The 23,679-nt window shown below is 42.7% G+C and carries 18 protein-coding genes; 13 read left to right on the top strand and 5 right to left on the bottom strand.

Going from position 1 to position 23,679, the window contains the following annotated elements:
- Nucleotides 1-82: 82 nt before the first annotated feature.
- Both BIZ38_RS05260 and BIZ38_RS05255 read right to left on the bottom strand, forming a co-directional pair.
- Nucleotides 83-976 (bottom strand): TraB/GumN family protein, encoded by an 894-nt coding sequence (locus BIZ38_RS05260; protein ID WP_187489767.1) that lies wholly within the window; start codon nt 974-976, stop codon nt 83-85.
- A 55-nt stretch (nt 977-1,031) separates the two neighbouring features.
- The gene (locus tag BIZ38_RS05255) at nt 1,032-1,223 is read right to left on the bottom strand and encodes a hypothetical protein (protein ID WP_138599271.1); all 192 of its coding nucleotides are present in this window, start codon (nt 1,221-1,223) and stop codon (nt 1,032-1,034) included.
- 277 nt (nt 1,224-1,500) lie between these two features.
- Here BIZ38_RS05255 and BIZ38_RS05250 point away from each other — a divergent pair, with 277 nt between their 5' ends.
- Nucleotides 1,501-1,746: a hypothetical protein gene (locus tag BIZ38_RS05250; RefSeq protein ID WP_130151675.1), complete on the top strand. Its 246-nt coding sequence runs from the start codon at nt 1,501-1,503 to the stop codon at nt 1,744-1,746.
- Nucleotides 1,747-1,760: 14 nt separating this feature from the next.
- Here BIZ38_RS05250 and BIZ38_RS05245 read toward each other — a convergent pair whose 3' ends face one another.
- Nucleotides 1,761-2,816, bottom strand: coding sequence for a hypothetical protein (locus BIZ38_RS05245; RefSeq protein WP_187489766.1), 1,056 nt, complete (start codon nt 2,814-2,816; stop codon nt 1,761-1,763).
- Nucleotides 2,817-2,828: 12 nt separating this feature from the next.
- A complete protein-coding gene (uvrA, locus tag BIZ38_RS05240; protein ID WP_187489765.1) occupies nt 2,829-5,648 on the bottom strand; it encodes an excinuclease ABC subunit UvrA in 2,820 nt (939 codons plus the stop codon).
- 162 nt (nt 5,649-5,810) lie between these two features.
- Between uvrA and BIZ38_RS05235 the strand changes: the two genes are divergently transcribed.
- The 3 genes from BIZ38_RS05235 to BIZ38_RS05225 all read left to right on the top strand — a co-directional run bounded on the left by BIZ38_RS05235 (nt 5,811) and on the right by BIZ38_RS05225 (nt 9,858).
- Nucleotides 5,811-7,178 (top strand): MFS transporter, encoded by a 1,368-nt coding sequence (locus BIZ38_RS05235; protein ID WP_187489764.1) that lies wholly within the window; start codon nt 5,811-5,813, stop codon nt 7,176-7,178.
- 20 nt (nt 7,179-7,198) lie between these two features.
- On the top strand, nt 7,199-7,879 hold the full coding sequence (ssb, locus tag BIZ38_RS05230) for a single-stranded DNA-binding protein (RefSeq protein WP_187489763.1): 681 nt from the start codon (nt 7,199-7,201) through the stop codon (nt 7,877-7,879).
- 254 nt (nt 7,880-8,133) lie between these two features.
- Nucleotides 8,134-9,858, top strand: coding sequence for an EAL domain-containing protein (locus BIZ38_RS05225; RefSeq protein ID WP_187489762.1), 1,725 nt, complete (start codon nt 8,134-8,136; stop codon nt 9,856-9,858).
- On the opposite strand, the gene BIZ38_RS05220 is transcribed toward BIZ38_RS05225, so the two are convergent.
- Nucleotides 9,855-10,754, bottom strand: a complete 900-nt coding sequence (locus BIZ38_RS05220) for a 1-aminocyclopropane-1-carboxylate deaminase/D-cysteine desulfhydrase (RefSeq protein WP_187489761.1) — start codon at nt 10,752-10,754, stop codon at nt 9,855-9,857. The two genes, BIZ38_RS05225 and BIZ38_RS05220, sit on opposite strands and share 4 nt — an antisense overlap.
- A 238-nt stretch (nt 10,755-10,992) precedes the next feature.
- Here BIZ38_RS05220 and BIZ38_RS05215 point away from each other — a divergent pair, with 238 nt between their 5' ends.
- From BIZ38_RS05215 to tldD, 9 genes are all read left to right on the top strand, one after another.
- Nucleotides 10,993-13,020 carry an SUMF1/EgtB/PvdO family nonheme iron enzyme gene (locus BIZ38_RS05215; protein ID WP_054552788.1) on the top strand — a complete coding sequence of 676 codons (2,028 nt, stop codon included), beginning with the start codon at nt 10,993-10,995 and terminating at the stop codon, nt 13,018-13,020.
- Between the two features lie 132 nt (nt 13,021-13,152).
- Nucleotides 13,153-14,196, top strand: coding sequence for a rod shape-determining protein (locus BIZ38_RS05210; RefSeq protein WP_054552787.1), 1,044 nt, complete (start codon nt 13,153-13,155; stop codon nt 14,194-14,196).
- On the top strand, nt 14,196-15,038 hold the full coding sequence (gene mreC, locus BIZ38_RS05205) for a rod shape-determining protein MreC (protein ID WP_054552786.1): 843 nt from the start codon (nt 14,196-14,198) through the stop codon (nt 15,036-15,038). The genes BIZ38_RS05210 and mreC overlap by 1 nt, the downstream gene beginning before the upstream one ends.
- A complete protein-coding gene (gene mreD / locus BIZ38_RS05200) occupies nt 15,031-15,510 on the top strand; it encodes a rod shape-determining protein MreD (RefSeq protein ID WP_054552785.1) in 480 nt (159 codons plus the stop codon). Before mreC ends, mreD begins: the two co-directional genes overlap by 8 nt.
- A complete protein-coding gene (locus BIZ38_RS05195; RefSeq protein WP_138616160.1) occupies nt 15,510-16,079 on the top strand; it encodes a Maf family protein in 570 nt (189 codons plus the stop codon). The genes mreD and BIZ38_RS05195 overlap by 1 nt, the downstream gene beginning before the upstream one ends.
- A 1-nt stretch (nt 16,080) precedes the next feature.
- On the top strand, nt 16,081-17,553 hold the full coding sequence (gene rng, locus BIZ38_RS05190; protein ID WP_054552783.1) for a ribonuclease G: 1,473 nt from the start codon (nt 16,081-16,083) through the stop codon (nt 17,551-17,553).
- Nucleotides 17,553-21,410, top strand: coding sequence for a YhdP family protein (locus BIZ38_RS05185; protein ID WP_187489760.1), 3,858 nt, complete (start codon nt 17,553-17,555; stop codon nt 21,408-21,410). Before rng ends, BIZ38_RS05185 begins: the two co-directional genes overlap by 1 nt.
- Entirely contained in the window at nt 21,400-22,230 is an 831-nt protein-coding gene (locus BIZ38_RS05180) for a carbon-nitrogen hydrolase family protein (RefSeq protein WP_187489759.1), read from the top strand. Before BIZ38_RS05185 ends, BIZ38_RS05180 begins: the two co-directional genes overlap by 11 nt.
- Nucleotides 22,227-23,666: a metalloprotease TldD gene (gene tldD, locus BIZ38_RS05175; protein WP_054552780.1), complete on the top strand. Its 1,440-nt coding sequence runs from the start codon at nt 22,227-22,229 to the stop codon at nt 23,664-23,666. The genes BIZ38_RS05180 and tldD overlap by 4 nt, the downstream gene beginning before the upstream one ends.
- The last annotated feature ends 13 nt before the right edge of the window (nt 23,667-23,679 follow it).

The following is a 23,679-nucleotide window of genomic DNA, read 5'->3' as shown; positions in this document are numbered from 1 at the left end:
TTAGCTATTAAAAGCTAAGCGCCATTAATACTGTAAATAAACAGATAAGTGCAGCAGCGGTTTTGTCTGTTTTTTCCATTTTTTATTTCTCACCTGTATTCAATTGTTTAATTACATAACCTTTATTTTTTAATAAGCCTAACAAGCTATCTTCACCAGCTAAGTGGGCTGTGCCAACGAGCAGTAACTCTTTTTGCGAATTAGTAAAATAATTTTCAATATGACCAAGCCAAGTTAGATTTCGTTGCTTGATCAACATTTGGTAAGTATTAGGGTCATGTTCTTGTAAAGGCATAAGAGTAAGTTCATCTATTGCTTGCATATCGCCATTTTTCCATGCATCAAGCATTGCGATGTACAGTGCTTGGTAACTAGAAATTTGCGTTAATAGTGACTCAATAAAGGCATTTTCGTCTTGGCTACCGATTTGTTTAAACAGATCTAATTGAAAAGCCACGGTCTCTAGATAAGCGATTTCTTTTTTATCTCGCTTAGCTAATTTCGCGAAGTAACTATCAACACCTTCACCCATAAGTTGTTGCTTTTGAAGTTCTAGCGACATGATTAGCACGCTTAACATAAAGGGGCGAAAGCTATCGAGTTCGCTGAGTTTCATATCATACTGGGCAAGTTGTTCTTCTAGTTGCTGTTTCACCTTTGCTGATAACTTGCTACTCAGTGTTTCGCCAGCTTGATAACTAAGAGTTTTAAGCATAGTGAGTTGTGCTGAGCTATCGCTTGGTGCAGGTACATCAGTTTCAAGTACTAAGATATCAGCCTGTTTATACGCTTGATTAAATTCATCAGGAAGGGGGAGTTCCTTGGGCGGCAAAATGTGGATTGAACCAGCAACATATATAAATTCATCACCTCTACTAACTTTCCATACGGCACTTTTTGCAGTGCTAAAACCACTTATTAATAGGCCTGTCGCAGCAATTGATGAGATTAGCAAGTGTCTAGTTAGTGTTTTCATTATTTAAGCCTGTTAATTTAAAGAAGCTTGCTCAGCATGCTGAGCAAGCCAAGTATTACTTATTCAGTTGTTGCTCAATTTGCTGATCAATTTTATTGTTCATTTGCTCAATAGATGCTTCGATAGAGGTCTCTAATTGCTTGTTTAGCTTTTGAGTACCTTGAGCATTAAGTAAGGTATTCGTTGATGTAATAATGATTGCAGTGACCGCTAAAAGTGACATCATTTTTAAGACTGAGTTAGCCATAATTTAATTCCTTTAATTGGTTGATTAGTTTTATCAGCGAAGCAAAATTGGTTGGTAGCCCGTTGATGGAAACTACAATAGCGAGGAAAGCTGCTAGAGTCGCTTATCTAGTTCTAAGCAATTTATATATAAGGTTTGAAAATATTAATTTGAATATTTTCAATGGTTTAAATTTAATTCTTATGAGAGGAAATAAGGTTTTAAACCATTTAATTTTTGCGGTTTTGTCTTTTGATGATAGTTTGGATGCAGCAAATAGGAACTTGGAGGTTTTGATATGGGTTTTAAAGTAAAACATTATGCGGCTAAAACTGTACCTGCGAATAGCTCATTAGAATGGGAGCTAATCTTAACTGAGCTTATCATTGGTAGCCTTTGTGCTGCATTCGCAAAGATCGGCTATGATGCCGCTATGTTACTTATTTTTATACCTAATTTAGTAATCGCCTTAGTTTGCTTTGGCTTTATTGGGCTTTCGATATTTCATTTCATAAGAGAAAAACGCAGTAAGCCAAGTGAGTAGTATAGATTGCTGCGCTATTTTTCTACTGGGGTAACGCCTGGCGAGTCGCACGCAATGACTTCAAATCGATAGCCATACTCAGCATGGTGATCAGGGGTTACTTGCACAATCTCATAATCATTCAGCTCAACGGCTTTACTGTTTTCTGCTTTTAAACAGCGTGAATAACTATCGGCTTCAAAGCTGTAAGCAAACATGGCAATTAAACGTTTGCTACGTTCAAAGTAACCTTTGGTATCTAAAAATTGGCGAAGGTTTTCAGCGGTTTCGCCGTCAACTTCTATATCTACGTCTTGGCTTGGGGCTGAGCTTTGTGTATTTTCAGGAAGTTGTTGCTCGAGCTTTTCACCAAGTTCTTCGACTGCTTTTTGCTGTTCTTCACCTGATTCCTTGGCAATGACTTTACTATCCACAAAGGTGCTGACCATATTGTCGAGCACTTCTTCAGGTGGCTTATCATCAAGAAATGAAATTAAGTTAATAAAAACTACCGACGCTAAAACAAAGCGTACAATGGCAGTTAATAATGGTGAGTAGCTTTGACTAATAAACTTAACTCGCTCAGAGCCAAATGGCTTTATCAGCAATAAAACAAAAATATAAAAAGGTAAAAAAAGTTGAAATAACAATAAAGTACCTAGGGTTATTCCCATTGCCCAAGGTGGTAAATATAACAGGGTGGCAAAGTTATGTGTGTAGTTAAAGTGACTAGCTGAGACATGAGTTACATCATTAACTATGCCGCTTGCACCAGCCAACACAAAATTAGCGATACTGGCATAGAAGATTAAAATCAGTGCTTTGCCGGCAAGCGAGTGCCAAAGTTGGTTAAATTTGGGCCAAAACTCAATAACAAGCGCAATAATGGTGATGGTGGCACTTAACCAGCCCGATTGCAGAACAATCAGGCTGCTTAATGCTAAAAGATAGAGCTTTTGCGCGGTACTTAAGTTAAACCAAATGGCTTTTAACTGTTCAACCAGTCTCGTTTTATGAGGCTGCCAGCTACGTTGCTGTTGTTGAAACTGTTTATTAGCGCGCCATTTTGCAATTTTTAAATACCTACGCACGCAATATCCTTTTTATAGTAATGGTTTTAAGTACCTTCCTGTGTGTGAACGCTCACAATCGGCAACGTCTTCAGGTGTACCAGAAATTAAAATTTCACCACCGCCTGAGCCGCCTTCAGGGCCTAAATCGACAATCCAGTCTGCGGTTTTGATCACATCAAGGTTATGCTCGATAACAACAATGGTATTACCGTGATCGCGTAAGCGGTGAAGCACGACTAATAATTGCTGAATATCAGCAAAGTGTAAACCCGTAGTTGGTTCATCAAGGATATATAAGGTTTTACCTGTATCGCGTTTTGAAAGTTCGCGAGCTAGTTTTACACGCTGTGCTTCACCACCAGAGAGGGTAGTAGCAGCTTGACCTAAGCGAATATACGACAAGCCTACATCCATTAGGGTTTGCAGTTTACGTGCAATAGCCGGAATTTTATCAAAATAGTCACGGGCATCTTCTACGGTCATTTCGAGTACTTGGTGAATGTTCTTACCTTTGTACTGTACTTCGAGGGTTTCACGGTTGTAGCGCTGACCTTTACATACATCACAAGGTACATACACATCAGGTAAAAAGTGCATTTCTACCTTGATCACACCATCGCCTTGGCAAGCCTCACAACGGCCACCTTTAACGTTAAAGCTAAAACGGCCCACTTTATAGCCACGTGAACGGGCTTCTTGAGTACCCGCAAATAGCTCGCGAATACCGGTGAAAATACCGGTGTAAGTTGCTGGGTTTGAGCGCGGAGTACGGCCAATTGGGCTTTGGTCAATATCAATCACTTTATCAAAATGATCTAGACCCTTGATTGACTTATACGGTGCCGCTTCTGCGGTCGTTGCGCCATTTAACTCTGTATGAGCCAGCTTAAATAAAGTGTCGTTGATAAGTGTCGATTTACCTGAGCCTGATACACCTGTGATACAGGTCATTAAGCCAAATGGAATACGTAAATCAACGTTCTTTAAGTTGTTACCTGTGGCACCAAATAACTCAAGCCATTTGTCAGTAGTTTGATGGCGAGCCGCCGGTACTTCGATTTTCTTTTCGCCAGAGAGGTACTGGCCCGTGATTGAATCTTTGCTAGCTAGAATATCGTCATGGGTACCTTGTGCAATAACATGGCCGCCATGAACACCGGCACCCGGGCCGATATCGATAATATGATCCGCAGCGCGAATGGCATCTTCGTCATGTTCAACCACAATAACGGTGTTGCCTAAATCGCGTAAGTGAATAAGGGTTTTTAGTAGGCGGTCGTTATCGCGTTGGTGCAAACCAATTGATGGTTCATCCAGTACGTACATAACACCAACAAGGCCTGCACCAATTTGGCTTGCCAAACGAATACGCTGAGCCTCACCACCAGAAAGGGTATCGGCACTTCGCTCAAGTGATAAATAATTAAGGCCGACATTGATTAAGAAAGATAAACGGTCGCGAATTTCTTTGAGAATTTTTTCGGCAATTTGGGCGCGCTGACCAGTTAGATTCAAGCCATCAAAAAATGCCATGCTTTCACCAATACTCATTGTGGTGATAGCTGGCAAGTTTGTTTGACCTATAAATACATGGCGAGCTTCTTCACGTAGTCGCGAGCCATGACAGCTCGGACACGCTTGGCTTGTTTGGTATTTAGCAAGCTCTTCGCGCACTGAGTTTGACTCGGTTTCACGGTAGCGGCGATTCATATTATTTAAAACGCCTTCAAACTCATGGTTACGCGTAATTAAGTCGCCACGGTCGTTACGATAGTTAAAGGCAATTTTAGTTTTGCCAGAACCTTCAAGAATTACCTTTTTGGCCTCTTTACTAAGCTCTTGGAAAGGTACTTCTAGGTCAAACTTATAGTGCTCTGCGACAGCTTGCAGCATTTGGAAGTAATAAAAGCTGCGTTTGTCCCAGCCTTTAATTGCACCGCCCGATAAACTTAGCTCTGGATTTTGTACAACACGGTTTGGATCAAAATACTGACGCACACCTAAACCATCACAGCTTTGACACGCACCTGCCGGGTTATTAAACGAGAATAAACGCGGCTCAAGTTCACTCATAGCGTAGCCACACGTTGGGCAGGCAAAATTAGCAGAAAACAGCATGTCTTCGCTGAGTGAATCGTCCATTGCCGCTACATGGGCAATACCACCTGATAGCTCAAGGGCTGTTTCGAATGATTCAGCTAAACGCTGTTGTTGGCCATCTTTAACTTTAAAACGGTCAACCACGACCTCGATAGTATGCTTTTTATGAAGCTCAAGGGTCGGTGGATCTGATAAGTCACAGACTTCGCCATCGATACGGGCGCGAATGAAGCCTTGACTTGCGAGTTGCTCAAGCAGCTTAACGTGCTCACCTTTACGATCTTTTACCACTGGCGCTAATAGCATTAGCTTACTTCCTTCAGGAAGCGCTAAAACCGTATCGACCATTTGGCTGATCGTTTGTGCTGCAAGCGGTAAATCGTGAGTAGGGCAGCGAGGCTCACCTACACGGGCAAATAATAAACGTAGGTAATCGTAAATCTCGGTAATTGTACCGACCGTTGAACGCGGGTTATGCGACGTTGATTTCTGCTCGATAGAGATAGCCGGCGATAAGCCTTCGATGTGATCGACATCGGGTTTTTCCATTAGTGATAAGAACTGTCGCGCATACGCTGACAGTGACTCAACATAACGACGTTGCCCTTCTGCATACAAAGTATCAAACGCTAAAGACGATTTCCCTGAACCAGATAGGCCAGTGATAACTATCAGCTTATCACGGGGAATGGTTAGGCTGATGTCTTTTAAATTGTGCGTACGGGCGCCTCGGACTTCAATGTTTTCCATGCTATCTCGTTTTATTACCTAATTATTTTTTCAGTATCTCATAATACGCGATAAGATTAATCCTTGATCAAAGAAAAAATCATCGCTTACAGGTGATTATTTAGTTTTCGCTTGTGGTAGAATCCACGCTCAAATTTAAATAGACAGCAAGATCAGTAATTCATGACAGCATCTTCACTCAACTCTCGAGAAAAACGCGCTGCCGTTTCGTTGGCGAGCGTCTTTGCATTCCGTATGCTTGGCTTATTTATGCTGATGCCAGTATTGGCGATTTATGGTCAGCAACTAGAAGGGTTTTCGCCGCTTTGGATTGGCTTTGCTATTGGTGCCTACGGTTTAACGCAAGCGGTGTTACAAATACCGATGGGGTGGTTGTCTGATAAGATTGGCCGCAAAAAAGTGATTATTGGTGGCCTTTGTATGTTTGCTCTTGGTTCAGTGATTGCGGCAACCGCTGAGTCTGTGCAAATGGTTACGCTTGGGCGTGCACTTCAAGGCATGGGGGCGATTGCCAGTGCCTTATTGGCGCTTGCTTCTGATTTAAGCCGTGATGAACAACGTCCGAAAGTTATGGCCGTGATTGGTATGTGTATTGGTATGAGCTTTGCTGTTGCTATGCTACTAGGGCCTATTGTTGCTGCATCGTGGGGAGTTGCTGGGGTATTTTGGCTTACCGCAGGACTGGCCATTTTAGGTATTTTAATTGTGTTGTTTTTGGTGCCTAATGCTGTCAATAAGGCGCCAAAAGGTGACACACTTGCTACGCTTGATGATATTAAGCAACTGATTAAACACCCACAATTAGCACGCCTCGATTTTGGCGTAATGCTGCTTCATCTTACATTAACTACCGTATTTGTAGCCTTACCAGGCCAACTGATAAAAGACGGCTTAGTTGCAGACCATCATTGGTATTTATATATCCCTGTGCTGTTTTTAGCGTTTTTCTTGATGGCACCAATGATGATTGTGGCTATTCGTAAAGAAAAAGAAAAACAAGCCTTTATTGGCTCAATCGCACTGCTTGTTTTAAGTATGCTCGCGATGTCGTTATGGGTTGATTCGGTGATTGGCATCGGTATTTGTATGTTGGTTTACTTTATTGCTTTTAATTTTTTAGAAGCAACCATGCCTGCACTTGTTTCGCGTATTGCCCCAGCAAACCAGAAAGGTTCTGCGATGGGGGTATTTTCATCTACGCAGTTTTTTGGTGCCTTTTTAGGTGGTTTATTAGGGGGTTACGTTGCTCAAGCATTAAGTGCGCAAGCAGTGTTTGCGGCGGCGGCACTTGTTGGGGTAATATGGCTTATCCTTGCTTGGAATATGCAAGTCCCACCAAGAAGTAAAATAATTAGCTTAATGACTGAATTAAGTTCAGAGCAGCAGGCACAAGCGCTTGCTTCTCGTCTTGTTGCTTTACCGGGCGTAATTGAAGCAACGGTTGTCTGTGATGAAAATCGCAGCTATTTAAAGATTAATGATAAAGAATTTGACCTAGACCAAGCACGCAAAGTGGCTGGTTTAATCTAACGTTTTATAGGAGAAGTTCCATGGCACGCGGTGTGAACAAAGTTATCTTGGTTGGTAATTTAGGCCAAGATCCAGAAGTACGTTATATGCCTAATGGCAATGGCGTAGCGAATATCAGCATTGCTACGACAGATAGCTGGAAAGATAAAAACACAGGGCAAATGCAAGAGCGTACTGAATGGCACCGTGTCGTGTTATTTGGCAAACTAGCAGAAGTTGCTGGTGAATACCTTCGTAAAGGTTCACAAGTGTACATCGAAGGTCGTTTACAAACGCGTAAATGGACTGATCAATCAGGCCAAGAAAAATACACTACAGAAATCGTGGTAGACATGGGCGGTCAAATGCAAATGTTAGGCGGTCGTGGTGAGCAGCAAGGTGGTGGCGGTGGCTATCAAGGTGGTCAATCACAAGGCGGTTACCAAGGTGGTCAGCAACAAGGTGGCGGTTACGGCGGTGGTGCACAGCAATCACAAAGCAATAACAGCTATGCTCCACAGCAACAGTCTGCGCCAGCACAGCAGCAACAGCGTCCACAACAGCAGCAGAGCAATAACCAATATGGTGGCGGTTATGGTCAGCAGCAAAACAATGCACCTCAACAAGGTGGTTTTGCTCCTAAGCCTCAAAATGCCCCACAAGGCGGCGCATCAAATCCAATGGAACCACCAATCGACTTTGATGACGATATCCCGTTCTAATTCACAATATAATTAGATTGTAGAGTTAATTTTTAAAACCCAGCTTAGTTGCTGGGTTTTTTATTTACGCAATACTTCGTAATCACTACTTTTGTTTGGGTTGTGTTGATTACAAAATAATTCTCATTAACTGTTTTTGCTAGGTGTTTAAAATTACAAAACTTTTGACAGCGCTGGTTATAGGATATTTCTGATATTGCTTTAAATCGCCCCGCAGCCTTGTATTTATAGGGTTCTTGAACAACACTTTGTGTATGTTTAAGCAACTAACCTGTGAAATGAAACGAGACTTAACTTCACGAATAAAGCAACCGGAGGCCATCTACGTGGCGGCCGCATTTTTGCTGTTAGTTGTTTTTAATATTTTTTTAAGTGATGTGTTACACGACAAAGTGCACCGAACAGGCACTGAACTAGCCAAGCAGGTGTATGAGCTGAACCTTGATCCGGTTGTGTCGCAAGATATCATTGCCACATTAGTTAAAAGCCAAGGCTTTGCAATGAATGCTAGCGACGTTCCGCAAAACTTTGCGAATTTCATCGATCTTGAGCAGGAGGTTTTTAGCTATAAGACCGTTAATTTACGCTTATTTCATTGGCCTTCATGGTTAGTTGAAAGTCACTTATTTATATTTTTAAATTTAATATTGCTTGGTACTGGGTATTGGGGTTTCCGTTGGTGGAAAAAAATGTTCAAGCAATTAGAAACCTTAGAGCAGCCACAAATACAAAGCCAAGAGCAGCAAGTGGTTGAGGCACCGCCAAAGCAGTTAACATCTCCAAAACCATTAGCGCACCAAGATTTGAATATCTTATATGGTGTGCCAACTAATTATAATCATTTGTTTGCACTATTTTTTTGGAAAAGCCCGTTTCCTGCTAACCTTGATATCGATAACTACTTTAAATTAGTGATTGCTAAAGGCTTTGGTGAGCTTGTAAATCGCTCTGTTAAATTACTGCCTTCTGGCGGTATCGCTGTCACCTTAAATAATGTACCTGCCACTGAAATTGATAAATACACAAAGCGACTACATCAAGTTATATATCAAGCTTGTTTAAATTACCGTAGTGATTTGTCTCGCGCTGATATAAAAATTGGTGTGTGTAATTACCGCACAGGGGCTGATCAGGCAGTGGTTTATCAGCTTACTAAATCGGCATTAGCACTGGCGAAACAAAGCGCTTGGCAGCATATTCATCGCTTACCTTTTGGTCACACGCAGTCAAACATGCTGGCTGATAGCAAAGAACATCTTTTTGAGTATATAAAGAAAAAACACTTTATGTTGTTTTTTCAGCCGTTATTTGACTTGCAAACGGGCGATATTTTGCAGCATGAGGCATTGATCCGTATTCGACACAAAAGCTTAGGTTTGCTTGCTGCTAGGCACTTTATTCCACACATGAGTAGTAAAAAAGATGTTTTACTGTTAGATAAAACCGTAATTTTACAAGTAAAAAAGATGTTGTTGAATGAGTCTGGTAGCTTAAAGGTAAGTATTAACTTGCATGCGATGAACTGGTTCAATGATGAGTTTTGGGATTGGTTAAATCAGCAGACAGATGACTTTAAGTGTATCGACAGGTTGCAATTTGAACTCAGCGAAGATGATTATTTAAAACAGCATAAAAAGCTTAGTACACAGTTCGAGTGTTTAGAAAAACTCTCGGCAGGTATAGTTATTGATAATGTGCGCAGCAGTGAGCACCTAGCGACCTACAAAGGCATTAATAACATTTGTAGTATTAAACTAGCTTTAGAGCTAATTCATAATATAGACACAAGTGCTCAGCAACAAAAAATTGTTAAGCAAATAATTACTAAAGGGGCAGAGCTAAACTTTCCTGTCTATGCAGTTGGAGTAGAAACACAGAACGAACTTGCGACCTTAAAAAACCTAGGTGTCATTGCTGCTCAAGGTTTTTACTTTGCCGAGCCATTACAAAAGCTGGCGGATATTACGCCCTATAGTTAGTCAATGAGGCCTCGGTACTTGAGGCCATTTAACCCTTGTAGCCCACCTGTATGGACTGCAATGATGTGCGAACCTTTAGCAAAGTAGCCTTGCTCTATAAGTTGCCATACAGCAAAGAGCATTTTACCGCTGTAAATTGGCTCAAGCGCAATAGTGTGTTGCTTGCTAAAAGTTTGGCAAAATTGCCACAAGTTATCGCTAAACTTTCCGTAGCCACCATCATGAAAGTCGCAAAGCAGCTGCCAGTTTTGTTGCTGATTTGCTTTATTACTTAGCTGCTTTAACTCATCAATTAAGTAGTGCGCTTGTTTCAGTACTGCGACACCTAACAGCTTTGTGTGCTGCGGTGCGCCTTCAATTAACCCCGCCAATGTACCGCCACTGCCAGTAGGGCAAACAACCACATCAGAACTTGGTAGGCTCTGTGCTAACTCTTTGCAACCTAAAAGCGCAGCTGCGTTGGTGCCGCCTTCTGGCAGTATGTAGGCATTAGGAAATTGTGCTTGCAATTGTGCTAGGTAAGTTTGGTCGTGCCTTAACCGGTAAGTAATTCGATTTACTGGGTGTAAGCTCATACCGCATTGCTTTGCGTAGTTGAGTGTTGGATTTGCTTCGTCTAGTTCAGGGCCGCGAATAATGCCGTGGGTTTTAAAACCAAATAGTTTACCCGCAGTTGCTGTGGCATGAATATGGTTTGAAAATGCACCACCAAAAGTGAGTAGTTCAGATTTCTTCTGCTGCTGCATGGCTTGCAAGTTAAATTTTAGCTTACGCCATTTGTTGCCACTAATTTGCGGGTGAATAAGATCATCACGCTTGATGCTGAGCTGAACTTTACGTGCCGCTAATAAGGGGTGATGAATTGTTTGTACTGGTGATTCAAAAGAACTATTCACGGTATCATTTTTTAGTAAATAAACACGCCCAATTGTAGCAAAGTCGTCTTAGAGATAGAAATTAGTCAATTAAACCAAAATGATTTTGTTATTTACTGGCATCAACTAAGGTAATAGAGGTAAACTGAGATAATAATTGAACAAAGCTTGTGTTTTGCCTTGCAAGTACATAGCATAAGAGTTTAATTATAAAAAATAATAATGACCAAATAATTGCCGCTTTTTGGGAATGGAATATATGCGAATTGCTCCTTTATCTCTGTTAATTTCAGTTAGTTTGCTAGCGACAAGTGCATTTGCACAAGATACAGCTACGGTAACTGGCATTGAATCAGAGATCAGTAAAAAACAAGCCGAATACGATAACTCGACCCTAATCCTCGAAAAACACCTAAAAGAAGAAAGTCAGTTACAAAAACAACTCGAATTATTGCGCGCCCGCTCAACTGAGCTAGATAAAGAAAAAAACCAAGCGCTAGATGCAATGAATGAGATGTATCGCCGACTGATTGATGACCCAACCCTTGATATCAGCAATGCGCAGTCGCGTTACCAAAAAGCTGTGGTTGATCATAAACAAAACAAAGATGATATTTCGATGCAATTGGCGGCAATTGCTTCGCATAGAAAAGATATCGAGCAAATTCGTGTATCAAAGCACACTCAACTGAATACCTTAGAAAGCTTAAAAGAGCAGTTAGCAACAGCACGTGTTGAGCGTTTACGTAACGAGTTTACACGTGAAGGCACGCTAGAAGTTAATCATACGATTAACTGTAAGCGTACCGAAACGCTTGCTGCCTGTGAGCAGCGCGGCCAACAAATGGGTTTACAAAAAGCCACTAAACGTTTTGTAGACCAGATTTTTGCTAACTTAACAGAAGAGCGTTTAGTTGAACCGAAACGTAACCTTGCCGGTGCACAGGTTAAGATTTTAAGTAGCCATGTCGTGAACAGTGCTTTTAGTGGTCAAGGTAACTACAACGTTAATTTAAGCGTGACCATGCGCGGTGATGTAAACAGCAGTCGTTTATGTAGCCTACTTAATTTAGACAATCGTTTTTGTGCAGATTATGGCACGCCTTTGGCCGGTAATTATCAAGCAAATTACGACGCAACGTATTCAGATAGTCAGTTAACATTCAGTAACTCTCAGGATAATAATCAAGTGGTCTCTGTATCACGTTTTAATGAGCAACCTGTAAGCGATTATTCTGTAAAAAAGCCAATTAAGGTTGAACCATTACCTGATCAAAATAAATCTAAAATGGTTGAATTAACACTGCGTTCAAATGTTTATGATGATGAAGTGTTTATTGATGGCGTGAGCTATGGTGCAACTAGGTTAACAACGTCATTACCAAAGGGCTTTCACAATATTGAAATTCGCAAACGTGGCTACAAAAGCTACAAAGCGCGAATTGATCTGCGTAAAGCACAAACCATTAATGCAAACCTAGTTAAAGTGCCTGAGCCAGTTGTTGCTGAAGTGACAGCGGCACCAGAGCAACCTGTAACAGCACCTGTTGCAAGTATTGTTAATAAAACCAGTTCTGCCAGCATTGTAGTTATTCCCGCTGGTAAATTTAAGATGGGTGACATTAACGGCAATGGGTTAGCGAATGAGCGCCCAGTGGTAGAAAAAACCATTGCTAACTCATTTGCAATGCAAAGCAAAGAAGTAAGCGTTGGTGAGTATGAGCAATTCGTTGCGAATACCGGCTATAAAACAGAAGCAGAAAAAGATCGCGGCTGTGCATATTACTTAAATGGTGAACCAGTTTGGGAGGCTACTCTAAACTGGCGCAATCCGGGTTTTGATCAAGAAAGCGATTTCCCGGCGGTTTGTTTAACTTACAACGATGCCAAAGCGTATGCAGATTGGTTATCGGGTCAAACAGGCCAGTTATTTCGTTTACCAAACGAGGTTGAGTGGGAATACGCTGCACGTGCAGGTAAAGAAACTGAATACCCTTGGGGTAACGAAATTGGTAAAAATTTAGCGAACTGTGGCTGGTGTGGAAGCGAATGGTCAAACAGGAGCGCAGCACCAACAGGGTCGTTTTCTCCTAACGCATTCGGCCTATACGATACAGTAGGTAATGTGTGGGAATGGACAAACAAAAAGTCAGGGCAGTCTGATGTGGCTGTTCGAGGCGGTGCATGGAATTTTGCTCCAAGCCTAGCACGCGTTTCAACGCGCTTAATCTTAGCGCCAGATTTTCGTGCAAACTATATCGGTTTCCGTTTAGTACGCGAACGATAAGAATTTAAAAAGGAAGCAATGGATGCTTCCTTTTTTAGCAATTTAATTAAAGCAGTTGCGCTTTTTCATGATTAGCATGATAGAGTGAGAGCAGCTAGTATAAGAACGAATTTTCAAAGGTCATCCAGCCTCATGTTTAAAAAACTCCGTGGTATTTTTTCAAACGATCTATCGATCGACTTGGGTACAGCCAATACCCTAATTTACGTAAAAGAAGAAGGTATTGTATTAAACGAGCCTTCAGTTGTTGCTATTCGTCAAGAGCGTGCTGGTGGCCCTAAGAGCGTAGCATCTGTCGGTACCGAAGCTAAGCAAATGCTAGGTCGTACACCGGGTAACATCAAAGCGATTCGTCCAATGAAAGACGGTGTCATTGCTGACTTCTACGTGACCGAAAAAATGCTACAACACTTTATCAAGCAAGTGCATAACAACAACTTTATGCGCCCAAGCCCGCGTGTTCTTATCTGTGTGCCTTGTGGTGCAACACAAGTAGAAAAACGTGCGATTCGTGAGTCGGCTATGGGTGCCGGTGCTCGTGAAGTTTATCTAATCGAAGAGCCAATGGCTGCGGCTATCGGTGCTGGCCTACCAGTGTCTGAAGCAACCGGTTCAATGGTTGTTGATATCGGTGGTGGTACAACTGAAGTTGCCATTATTTCTTTAAATGGTGTGGTTTACTCTTCATCTGTACGCATCGGTGGTGACAAGTTTGATGAAGCTATCATTAACTATGTACGTCGTAACTTTGGTAGCTTAATTGGTGAAGCAACTGCCGAAAACATCAAACACCAAATCGGTTCGGCTTTCAAAACAGATGAGCCAATTGAAATTGAAGTACGTGGTCGCAACCTAGCGGAAGGTGTGCCGCGTTCATTCACCCTTAACTCACACGAAATCTTAGAAGCACTGCAAGAGCCATTAATGGGTATTGTAAGCGCGGTAATGGTTGCTCTTGAGCAATCTCCACCAGAGCTTGCATCTGATATCTCTGCTCACGGTATGGTATTAACCGGTGGTGGTGCATTATTAAAGGATCTAGACCGTTTATTAATGGAAGAAACTGGTATCCCAGTTGTGGTTGCTGATGATCCATTAACCTGTGTTGCACGTGGCGGCGGTAAGGCACTAGAAATGATTGATATGCACGGTGGTGACGTATTTAGCTACGACTAATGAAGTTACTTTTTGGTCGTACCATCTCTTTGCAACTGCGGCTTTTTGTCGCAGTGCTTTTGAGTGTCGTGCTGATCGTGGGCGATCGCTACACGCAAGGTGGTACAACAATCCGCACCAGCCTAAACACTCTAGTTAGCCCACTCATTTACCTTGCCAACTTGCCCTATGAGCTATTTAGTATTGGCGCGAAGAATCTGCATACCCGCGAACAGCTTTTAACCGAAAACGAAGCATTAAAAAAGAAGCAGTTACTACAAAGCGAACAATTACAACAACTGCAATTTCTATCTCGTGAAAACGATAAATTACGTGCTTTACTCGGTTCATCGGCTAAACAATCAAACCGTAAAATTATTGCACAAGTCCTCTCTGTTCACTCAAATCCGTATAGCCACCAAGTGGTTATTAACCGTGGTACAACCGATGGCCTAAGCGAAGGCCAAGCTGTGATTGACGAAATGGGTGTAGTGGGGCAAATCACTCAAGTGGGGTCAACTACTTCGCGCGTACTGCTGATGACAGATACAACTCATGCCACACCTGTGCGTATTTTACGTAACGATGTGCGTACCGTGGTTGAGGGCATTGGTAAAATTAACGTGGTAAAGCTTTCGCATGTACCGCATAGCCTTGATGTTCGCATTGGCGATATTTTGGTTACGTCTGGTCTTGGTGGTACCTTCCCAGAGGGTTATCCGGTTGCCGTGGTGACCGAAATTAACCGCGATGAAGGGCGTCCTTTTGCGCAAGTTTATGCTGAGCCAATTGCGCAACTTGACCGTATTCGCTTATTGGTTGTGCTGTGGCGTAATCAGCAGGAGAGCATCAGCAATGAATAGTCGTCACTCTTTGCTGATTGCTATCAGTATCTTTTTTGCATTGGTAATGGCACTAATGCCGTTACCAATTTCGTTTGAGCCATACCGCCCAGATTGGGTGTTAATGGTATTAATGTATTGGTCGTTAGCGGTGCCGCACCGTCTAAATATTGGCACAGCCTGGGTCGTTGGTTTATTAATGGACCTTGCATCAGGTTCGCCACTCGGTGTGAACTCACTGACTTATTCGGTGTGTATATTTATCACTGCGAGTAACTTCCAAAAAATTAGAAACTTTTCTTTATGGCAGCAAAGCATTTTAATTGCTTTGTTTTTAACGCTTTACCACCTCATGCAATTTTGGCTTAACCACTTTTTAATGGGCGTTTATTTTAGCCCGCATTATATGTGGCCAGTGCTAACCGGCATGCTTTGTTGGTGGTGGATATTCTTAATTTTGCGTAAATATCGCCGTCATTTCAGGATTAGATAATGCAAACCGCAATTTATTTGGCGTCTGCATCACCGCGCCGAAAAGAGTTGCTCAGCCAACTTGGCGTTGAGTTTTCTCAATTTAGCGTTGATGCTGATGAAAGCCAATTCCCAAACGAAGCCCCGCGTGACTATGTAGAGCGCCTAGCCAAACTCAAAGCACAATCGGGCGTTGCTATGGGTTACACCGACCGCCCAGTACTTGGCAGCGATACCGTGGTTGTCATTGATGATACCGCACTTGGTAAGCCGCTAGACCAAGCTGATTTTACCGCCACCATGAAGCGCTTATCTGGCCGTACCCATCAAGTGATGACGGCTGTGGCAATTGCTGATAGTGAGCAAGTAAAAAGCTGCCTTGTTGTCACCGATGTTACATTTAAACCACTCAGCGATGCGGAAATTGATGCCTACTGGCATAGTGGTGAGCCGCAAGATAAAGCCGGTGGTTATGGCATTCAAGGCTTAGGTGGCCGCTTTGTGAGTCATCTTTCGGGTAGCTATTTTGCGGTTGTCGGCTTACCTTTATATGAGACAGAGCAGTTATTAAACGAATTTTTAAGAGGGTAACATGAGCACCGAATTACTGATCAACGTTACACCGAGCGAAAGTCGCGTTGCGCTTATCGAAAATGGCGTACTGCAAGAAATCCAACTAGAGCGAATTGGCAACCTTGGCATAGTGGGCAATATTTACCTAGGTAAAATCAGCCGCGTACTACCGGGTATGCAGGCTGCGTTTGTCGATATTGGCTTAGAGAAAGCCGCCTTTTTACATGCATCAGACATTGTAAACAGTGCCTCAATTGTAGAAGGCGTTGACGAACAGCCAATCAAAAAAGTACAAGATATTCGAGAGCTTGTGCGCCAAGGTCAACATATCATGGTGCAAGTGGTTAAAGACCCGCTAGGTACCAAGGGCGCGCGCTTAACAACCGATATCACGATTCCTTCTCGTTATTTAGTGTTTATGCCAGATGCAACACATGTAGGTGTAAGCCAGCGTATTGAAACCGAAGAAGAACGTTCGCGTTTAAAGAAAATTGTTGCTGAATATGGTGATGATGACGGCAGCTTTATTGTTCGTACCGCAGCAGAAGGTGCATCTGAAGCAGAGCTACGTCACGATGCGGAATTTTTAAAAAAGCTGTGGCAAAAAATCGTCACTAAGCGCAAAAAAACCAGTAAAGAAAGTATCTTGCATGAAGACTTAACACTGGCGTTTCGTACTCTACGTGACTACGTAGGTGAAGACATGGAGCGTATTCGTGTTGATTCAAAACTAACCTATCAAGAGCTTAAAGAATTTACTGAAGAATTTGTGCCGCTGTTATCGGGAGCATTAGAATACTACCCGGGTGAGCGACCTATTTTCGATTTATTCGATGTTGAAACCGAGATCCAAAAAGCACTACATCGTAAAGTTGAGCTTAAATCGGGAGGTTATTTAATTATCGACCAAACCGAAGCGATGACAACCGTTGATGTAAATACCGGTGCGTTTGTTGGCCACCGTAACCTCGAAGAGACCATTTTTAATACTAATATCGAAGCAACCTCAGCGATTGCTCGTCAGCTACGTTTACGTAATTTAGGCGGCATCATTATCATCGACTTTATCGATATGATTAGTGATGAGCACAAACGCCGAGTATTGCATTCACTTGAATCTGCGCTTGCAAAAGATCGTGCAAAAGCCAACATAAATGGCTTATCTGCACTAGGCTTAGTAGAGATGACCCGCAAACGCACCCGCGAAAGCTTGGAGCACATTCTTTGTGATGTGTGTCCAGCGTGTTCAGGGCGCGGCTCGCAAAAAACGGTCGAAACGGTTTGCTACGAAATCTTGCGTGAAATCGTTAGGGTAAACCGTGCTTATGCAGCTGATAAGTTTATGGTTTACGCAGCGCCTTCGGTAAGCGAAGCATTGATCAACGATGAGTATCACAACCTTGCTGAGCTGGAACTATTTATCGGTAAGCAAGTCAGTATTCAAACAGAGAGTTTATACAACCAAGAACAGTTTGATGTGGTAATGATGTAATGAAGGCAAAAACGGTCTGCTTTTATTGTTTACGTAAGTTATGGCAAGTATTTGCTATTACTCTCGTACTGCTGGCCGTAATTGTCTCTGTGGTAAAGTATTCACTGCCATACGCGAATGACTATAAAGATGACATTGAAGCGTTTTTGTATGAACGTTTTGATGTAAATTTAGCGATTGGCTCAATCTCAGCCAGCTGGCAGGGGAAAGGACCTGCTTTAGTTATCGAAGATATTTCCTTTGAAGATAACCAAACCTCACCCATTGCACTCACCATTGATAAAGCGAGCCTTGAAGTTAACTTATGGGAATCTATAAAAACCCGTCAGCTTAAATCGAGCTACTTTGTGATCAATGGTTTTCATGCTGATGTCGATTTACCAACGATGCTTGATTTAGGCAATAATCAACAATCTGGTAACTTTGAGCAAAAAGAACTTATCGAAGGTTTGTTTCTTGGTGAAACAGGGCACTTTGCAGTGCAAGATAGTAGCCTTAACTTTATCCTCAATGATGGTAAAGAGCGTAAGCTCATTCTTGAAAACATTGTCTGGCAAAATACTCCTGAGCAACATCAAGGCTCAGGTACATTAGCGTTACCAGGAATTTCTGTTGGTAGCTTTGACGCCCGTATGGCATTGAATGGGTCGACTCTTGAAACCATGGCAGGTGATATCTATGTGCAAGCGGCGAACGTTGATGTATCTAAATGGCTGGCACAATATATTAATACCGACAAGCAGCAGCTTAATTCCGACATCAACTTACAAACTTGGTTTAGCCTTGATAAAGGCCTGATCAGCGATGTAAAAGTGCAGTGGCTACCGAGTTTTATCAACTGGCAACAAAACCAAGAAGCGCATCAAATTAGTTTAAGCGAAGGTGGTTTTCATTTATTTCCAAAGCAAGGTGGCTGGCGCTTAAAAAGCACCGGACTTACCTTTGAAAGCGATTTAAAACAATGGCCAACCTTACAATTTGAAGCTCAGCTTGGCGATAAAAATCAAATTTGGTTAAAGCAATTTGATTTTGCATTGCTGGCCAAGTTATCGCAGTTAAGTAACTTTGAAGTACTTGCCCCGTTTTTAGCTCGTCAACCCAATGGTCAGTTAAGTGATGCCTACCTTGAGTTAGGTCAGCAGGATAACTGGCAACTTTGGTTTCAGGGCGAACAAATTAATTGGCTGTCGCTGCAAGGTGTTCCGGGTGGGCAAGCTATCCGCGTTAATGGCTTAATTAATCAATCAGCTGGGCGAATTCAGCTTTATGGCGAGAATAATCAACTATTAACAAACGGCAGCTTTAGCCAAGATATTGCCTATAACCAATTAAATGTAGAACTAGACCTTCATCATTATGATGATGGCTGGCGCATTAGTAGCGATAATATTTGGCTTGATAACGACGAAGTAACTGTGGCTGCTGAGATGATGCTCAGCCTGACTGATGAACCGCGGTTAGATTTATATGCTGAAGCCTATGCCCCTGATGCCAAAGTCGCTGGGCATTATTTTCCGTTACCTGTCATGAGCAAAAGCCTTGTTAGCTACCTCAATGGAGCCATTAAAGGTGGCGAAGTAAATAAAGCGCAAGTGTTGTTCTCAGGGCCATTTAAAGGGTTTCCGTTCAAAGAGCAGCAAGGTCAATTTGAAGTGTTAGCGAATGTTGAAAACGCGAACTATAAGTTTTCACCAAGCTGGCCAGAAGTTGAAGATGCCAACGTCATTTTACATTTCGAAAATGAGCGCATGGATATCTATAGCAAGTCGGGCAAGCTGGTTAATCTAGTCCTTGGCGATAGCGTGCATGTCAGTATTGCCGATTTAATGAATGCAGATGTCTTAAAAGTTGCTATTAATAAACGCGCCCATGGCGATAAGCTTAATCCCTTCTTTTCTGCGACTCCGTTAGCAAAACCGTTAGCTGATGTATTTGAGGTAGTTCAAGCGAAAGGGGAAGCGCAGGCTGAAATTGAATTATTAGTAGATCTAGAATCTGGTCATGTTGATGCGATTGGTGAAGTTGAGTTAGCTAATATTCCGATTTACCTTGCACAGCCTGGGATCACACTTAATCACATGACCGGTATTGTTAAGTTTAACAACGATAAAATCGACTTAAAAAATGCCAAAGCAGATTGGATGGGTATGCCGCTCACTGCAAGTTATAACAGTGAAAGTGTGGCTGATAACTATCGCGCTGAAATTGCTATAAAGTTAGCGCTTGAAGCTGAGCCTTTAATTGAACAGGCCCATGGTTTACTGGCCGGTTACTTAAGCGGCCAAAGTGATGTAGATATTAATGTGTCGCTTAACTTTTTACCGAATGACTTTAATTACCGCGCCGATGTGAGTGGTAATTTAATCGGTGTGACTAGCCAACTACCTGCACCTTATAACAAAGGCGCAGAGCAGAAATGGCCATTAACTGCGGTCGTGCAGGGCGACCGTATTTCTAATTTGATCACCGCAAATGTTGATGAGCAGTTATTTTTTAATGCGATTTTAGATAATGGCGAAAAGAAATTTAGTAATGCCCATTTAATTTTAGGTGCACAAGATTTAGGTTTGAACCGTGAAGGTTTTGCGGTATCTATTGATTTACCAGAAACCGAAATAGTGCCTTGGTTTGGCTTAATTGATCAAATTATTGCGCTTACCAAAGTTAAGTCAGATGCGCCAAGTGTGATGCCTGCATTCAACAACGTAACGGGCAAATTTAATAAACTGGCACTACACAATATCGACTTTAATGATTTTGAATTTCGCTTAGCGCCAAAACAATCAGATTTAGAGTTAAAGCTAAATGCTAAAGAATTACGTGCCGATGCACTGATCCCAACCGGTGAAACACGCAGACCAATTCAAATTTTTACTGACTATCTGCGTATTAATTTTAACGAAGTTGCAGAGCAAACAGAGCAAAGCACTGAACCTGAAGATTTAAGCTGGTTAACCCGAGTCCCAGCCATCGAGTTTAACTGTGAAGATTGTAAAGTCGCTGAGTATCAGCTCGATAAAATTAAAAGCAGCTTAGTTGGGGAGAACGATAAACTTTTGTTTACTGAGCTGGTCATCGACAAAGGCGATCACGTATTGCGCGGTAAAGGGCAATTTGCCGATGGGCAAACACGCTTTAGTGGTAACTTACAAAGTGACGATATTGGTGCGCTATTTGATGAGTTTGATATCACTACTACAGTAAAAGACTCTGACGCCAATATTAAGTTTGATCTTGCTTGGCAAGGCGCACCTTATAGCTTTGATGTACCAAGTTTAGCCGGTGAGTTAGATTGGCGTTTAGGTGAAGGACACCTTGCTGAGATCAGTGATGGTGGTGCGCGAGTATTCTCATTACTGAGTTTAGACTCGTTAGTGCGTAAGCTGAAACTGGACTTTAGAGATGTATTCTCCAAAGGCTTTTTCTATAACAGCATGCAAGGCACGATGCAGCTAGAAAAGGGCATTGCTTACACTCAAGATACCAAACTTGATGGTGTGCCTGCTGATTTAACGATTAAAGGCCATACAAACTTAAATACCTTTGAAATTGATTACGATCTAGCGGTTGCGCCGCAGGTAACGTCGAGTATTCCAGTGATTGTGGCATGGATGGTTAATCCGGTAAGTGGTCTTGCTGCGTTGGCAATCGACAAAGTGATTCACTCAGCGCGGGTGATCTCAGAGATCAACTTTAAAGTAACAGGCAGTATGAACGACCCTGTTGTCGAAGAAGTTGATCGTAAGAGCCGTGAAGTGACGTTACCGCAAGCCGCGCAAAGCCAGCCGCAGTCGTCGACGCAACTAAAATTAAAAGATGCCGCATCTTCAGCGAGTTTAGATAATAATGAAGGCTAATCCTCACCCACAGGTTGTTGCAGTACAAATGTGCTCAAGTATGAATGCTGAGCAAAATCTCGCTTTTTTAGCAGAGACATTGAATCAGTTACCTGCAACTCGGCCATTGCTAGTGTGTTTACCCGAAAGTTTTTTGATCTTTAGTAAGCAAAGCCAAGCAAGCTATCAATTAGGTCACCAAAGTGAGGCATATAAAGCGCAACTTGCCGATTTATGCAAGCAACATGATATTTGGTTAGCCGCTGGCACCCTGCCTGTTTCGCAGCAAAATGGTAAGTATTTAGCCGCCTCGTTTTTATTTAACAACCAAGGCGATGTGGTTGCGCAGTACAATAAAATTCATTTATTTGATGTAGATGTAGCCGACACTACCCGCAGTTACCGAGAGTCTGATGCGACGCAAGCAGGCAATGATATTGTGGTGGTCGACTCGCCATTTGGTAAAATTGGCTTAGCAGTATGTTATGATCTACGTTTTAGTGGCTTATTCACCGCCATGCAGCGCCAAGGGGCTGAGCTTATTTTAGTGCCCAGTGCCTTTACCACAGTCACCGGCGCTGCTCATTGGCATATTTTATTAGCTGCGCGGGCAATCGAAACACAATGCTATGTGGTTGCCGCAGCGCAGTGGGGCGAGCATGAAAATGGCCGCCACACATATGGCCACAGCATTATTATTTCACCATGGGGAGAAACGCTCAGTGAGCTTGCCTCTGGTACCGGGTTTATCAGCCATGAGCTTGATTTAAACCGCTTGAATACAATTCGCCAAGACATGCCTGTGCAGTCTCAGCAACGATTTAGAGAGCATTTATTATGAACACGGTTGAACAGCATTTATTACATGACAGCCAATTAACAAGAGAAGAATTAGAAAAAACGCTCGCTTTTATTCATCAGCACCAAGTTGACTATGCCGACCTGTATTTTCAATCGAGCCATCACGAATCTTGGGTGCTTGAAGACGGTTTAGTAAAAGAAGGCTCATACAACGTTGAGCGTGGTGTGGGTGTGCGTGCTGTTAGCGGTGAAAAAACCGGTTTTTCATACTCAGATGCGATTAACCTTGAAGCGTTAAACAAAGCAGCAACGGCTGCGCGTAGCATTGCCAATGCTGGCGAAAACAAAACAATTCAGGTGTTCAGTGATGTAGCTGCTAAACAACAGTATGCGCCGCATCAGCCAATTCAAAGCATGAGCAACGATGACAAAGTAAGCCTGCTACGTGAACTTGAAAACTATATTCGTCAATTAGCGCCGGATGCTGAGCAAGTGATCAGTTCAATGTCGGCGGTTTATGAAGAAGTGTTAATTGCTGCAAGTGATGGCACCTTTGCCACCGATATTCGCCCGCTTATTCGCTTAAACTGCTCAGTGTTACTTGAGAAGAACGGCCGTCGTGAGCGCGGTGGTGCAGGGGGCGGTGCGCGTTTAGATTATGGCTATTTTAAAGAGTTAGTCGATGGCAAACCGCGCTGGATGGAATACGCCGAAGAAGCTGTTCGCCAAGCAAAAGTAAACCTAGAAGCAATCGATGCACCTGCGGGTAGCATGGAAGTCGTGCTAGGCGCAGGTTGGCCGGGTGTGTTACTACACGAAGCGGTAGGCCATGGCCTAGAAGGTGACTTTAACCGTAAAGGCGCATCAGCGTTTAGCGGTAAAGTAGGTCAAAAGGTGGCATCTGAACTGTGTACAGTCGTGGATGATGGCACCATTGCTGATCGCCGTGGTTCATTGAACGTGGATGACGAAGGGACACCAGCTGCGTATAACGTGCTTATTGAAAACGGTATTTTAAAGGGCTACATGCAAGATAAGCTAAATGCCCGTTTGATGGGTGTTAACCCTACTGGTAACGCACGCCGTGAATCGTATGCTCATTTACCTATGCCGCGTATGACCAACACCTATATGTTAGGTGGCGAGCACAGCCAAGCTGATATCATCAGCTCAGTGAAAAAAGGTATCTTCGCGCCTAACTTTGGTGGCGGCCAAGTGGATATTACGTCAGGTAAGTTTGTATTTAGTGCCTCTGAAGCCTACTTAATTGAAAACGGTAAAATCACGCAACCTATCAAAGGCGCAACACTGATTGGCAATGGCCCAGAAGTGATGCAGCAAATTTCGATGGTAGGCAACGACTTAGCGCTTGATAAAGGCGTTGGCGTGTGTGGCAAAGATGGCCAAAGCGTACCTGTTGGTGTGGGTCAACCAAGCCTTAAAATTGATAACCTAACTGTGGGTGGTACGGCTTAATTGCCCCTACTGA

The organism is Pseudoalteromonas sp. BZK2, from assembly GCF_014349195.1.
Lineage (GTDB): Bacteria > Pseudomonadota > Gammaproteobacteria > Enterobacterales > Alteromonadaceae > Pseudoalteromonas > Pseudoalteromonas simplex.
Note: the sequence above shows the minus strand (reverse complement) of the source record. Positions and strands in the feature narration are given on the sequence as shown.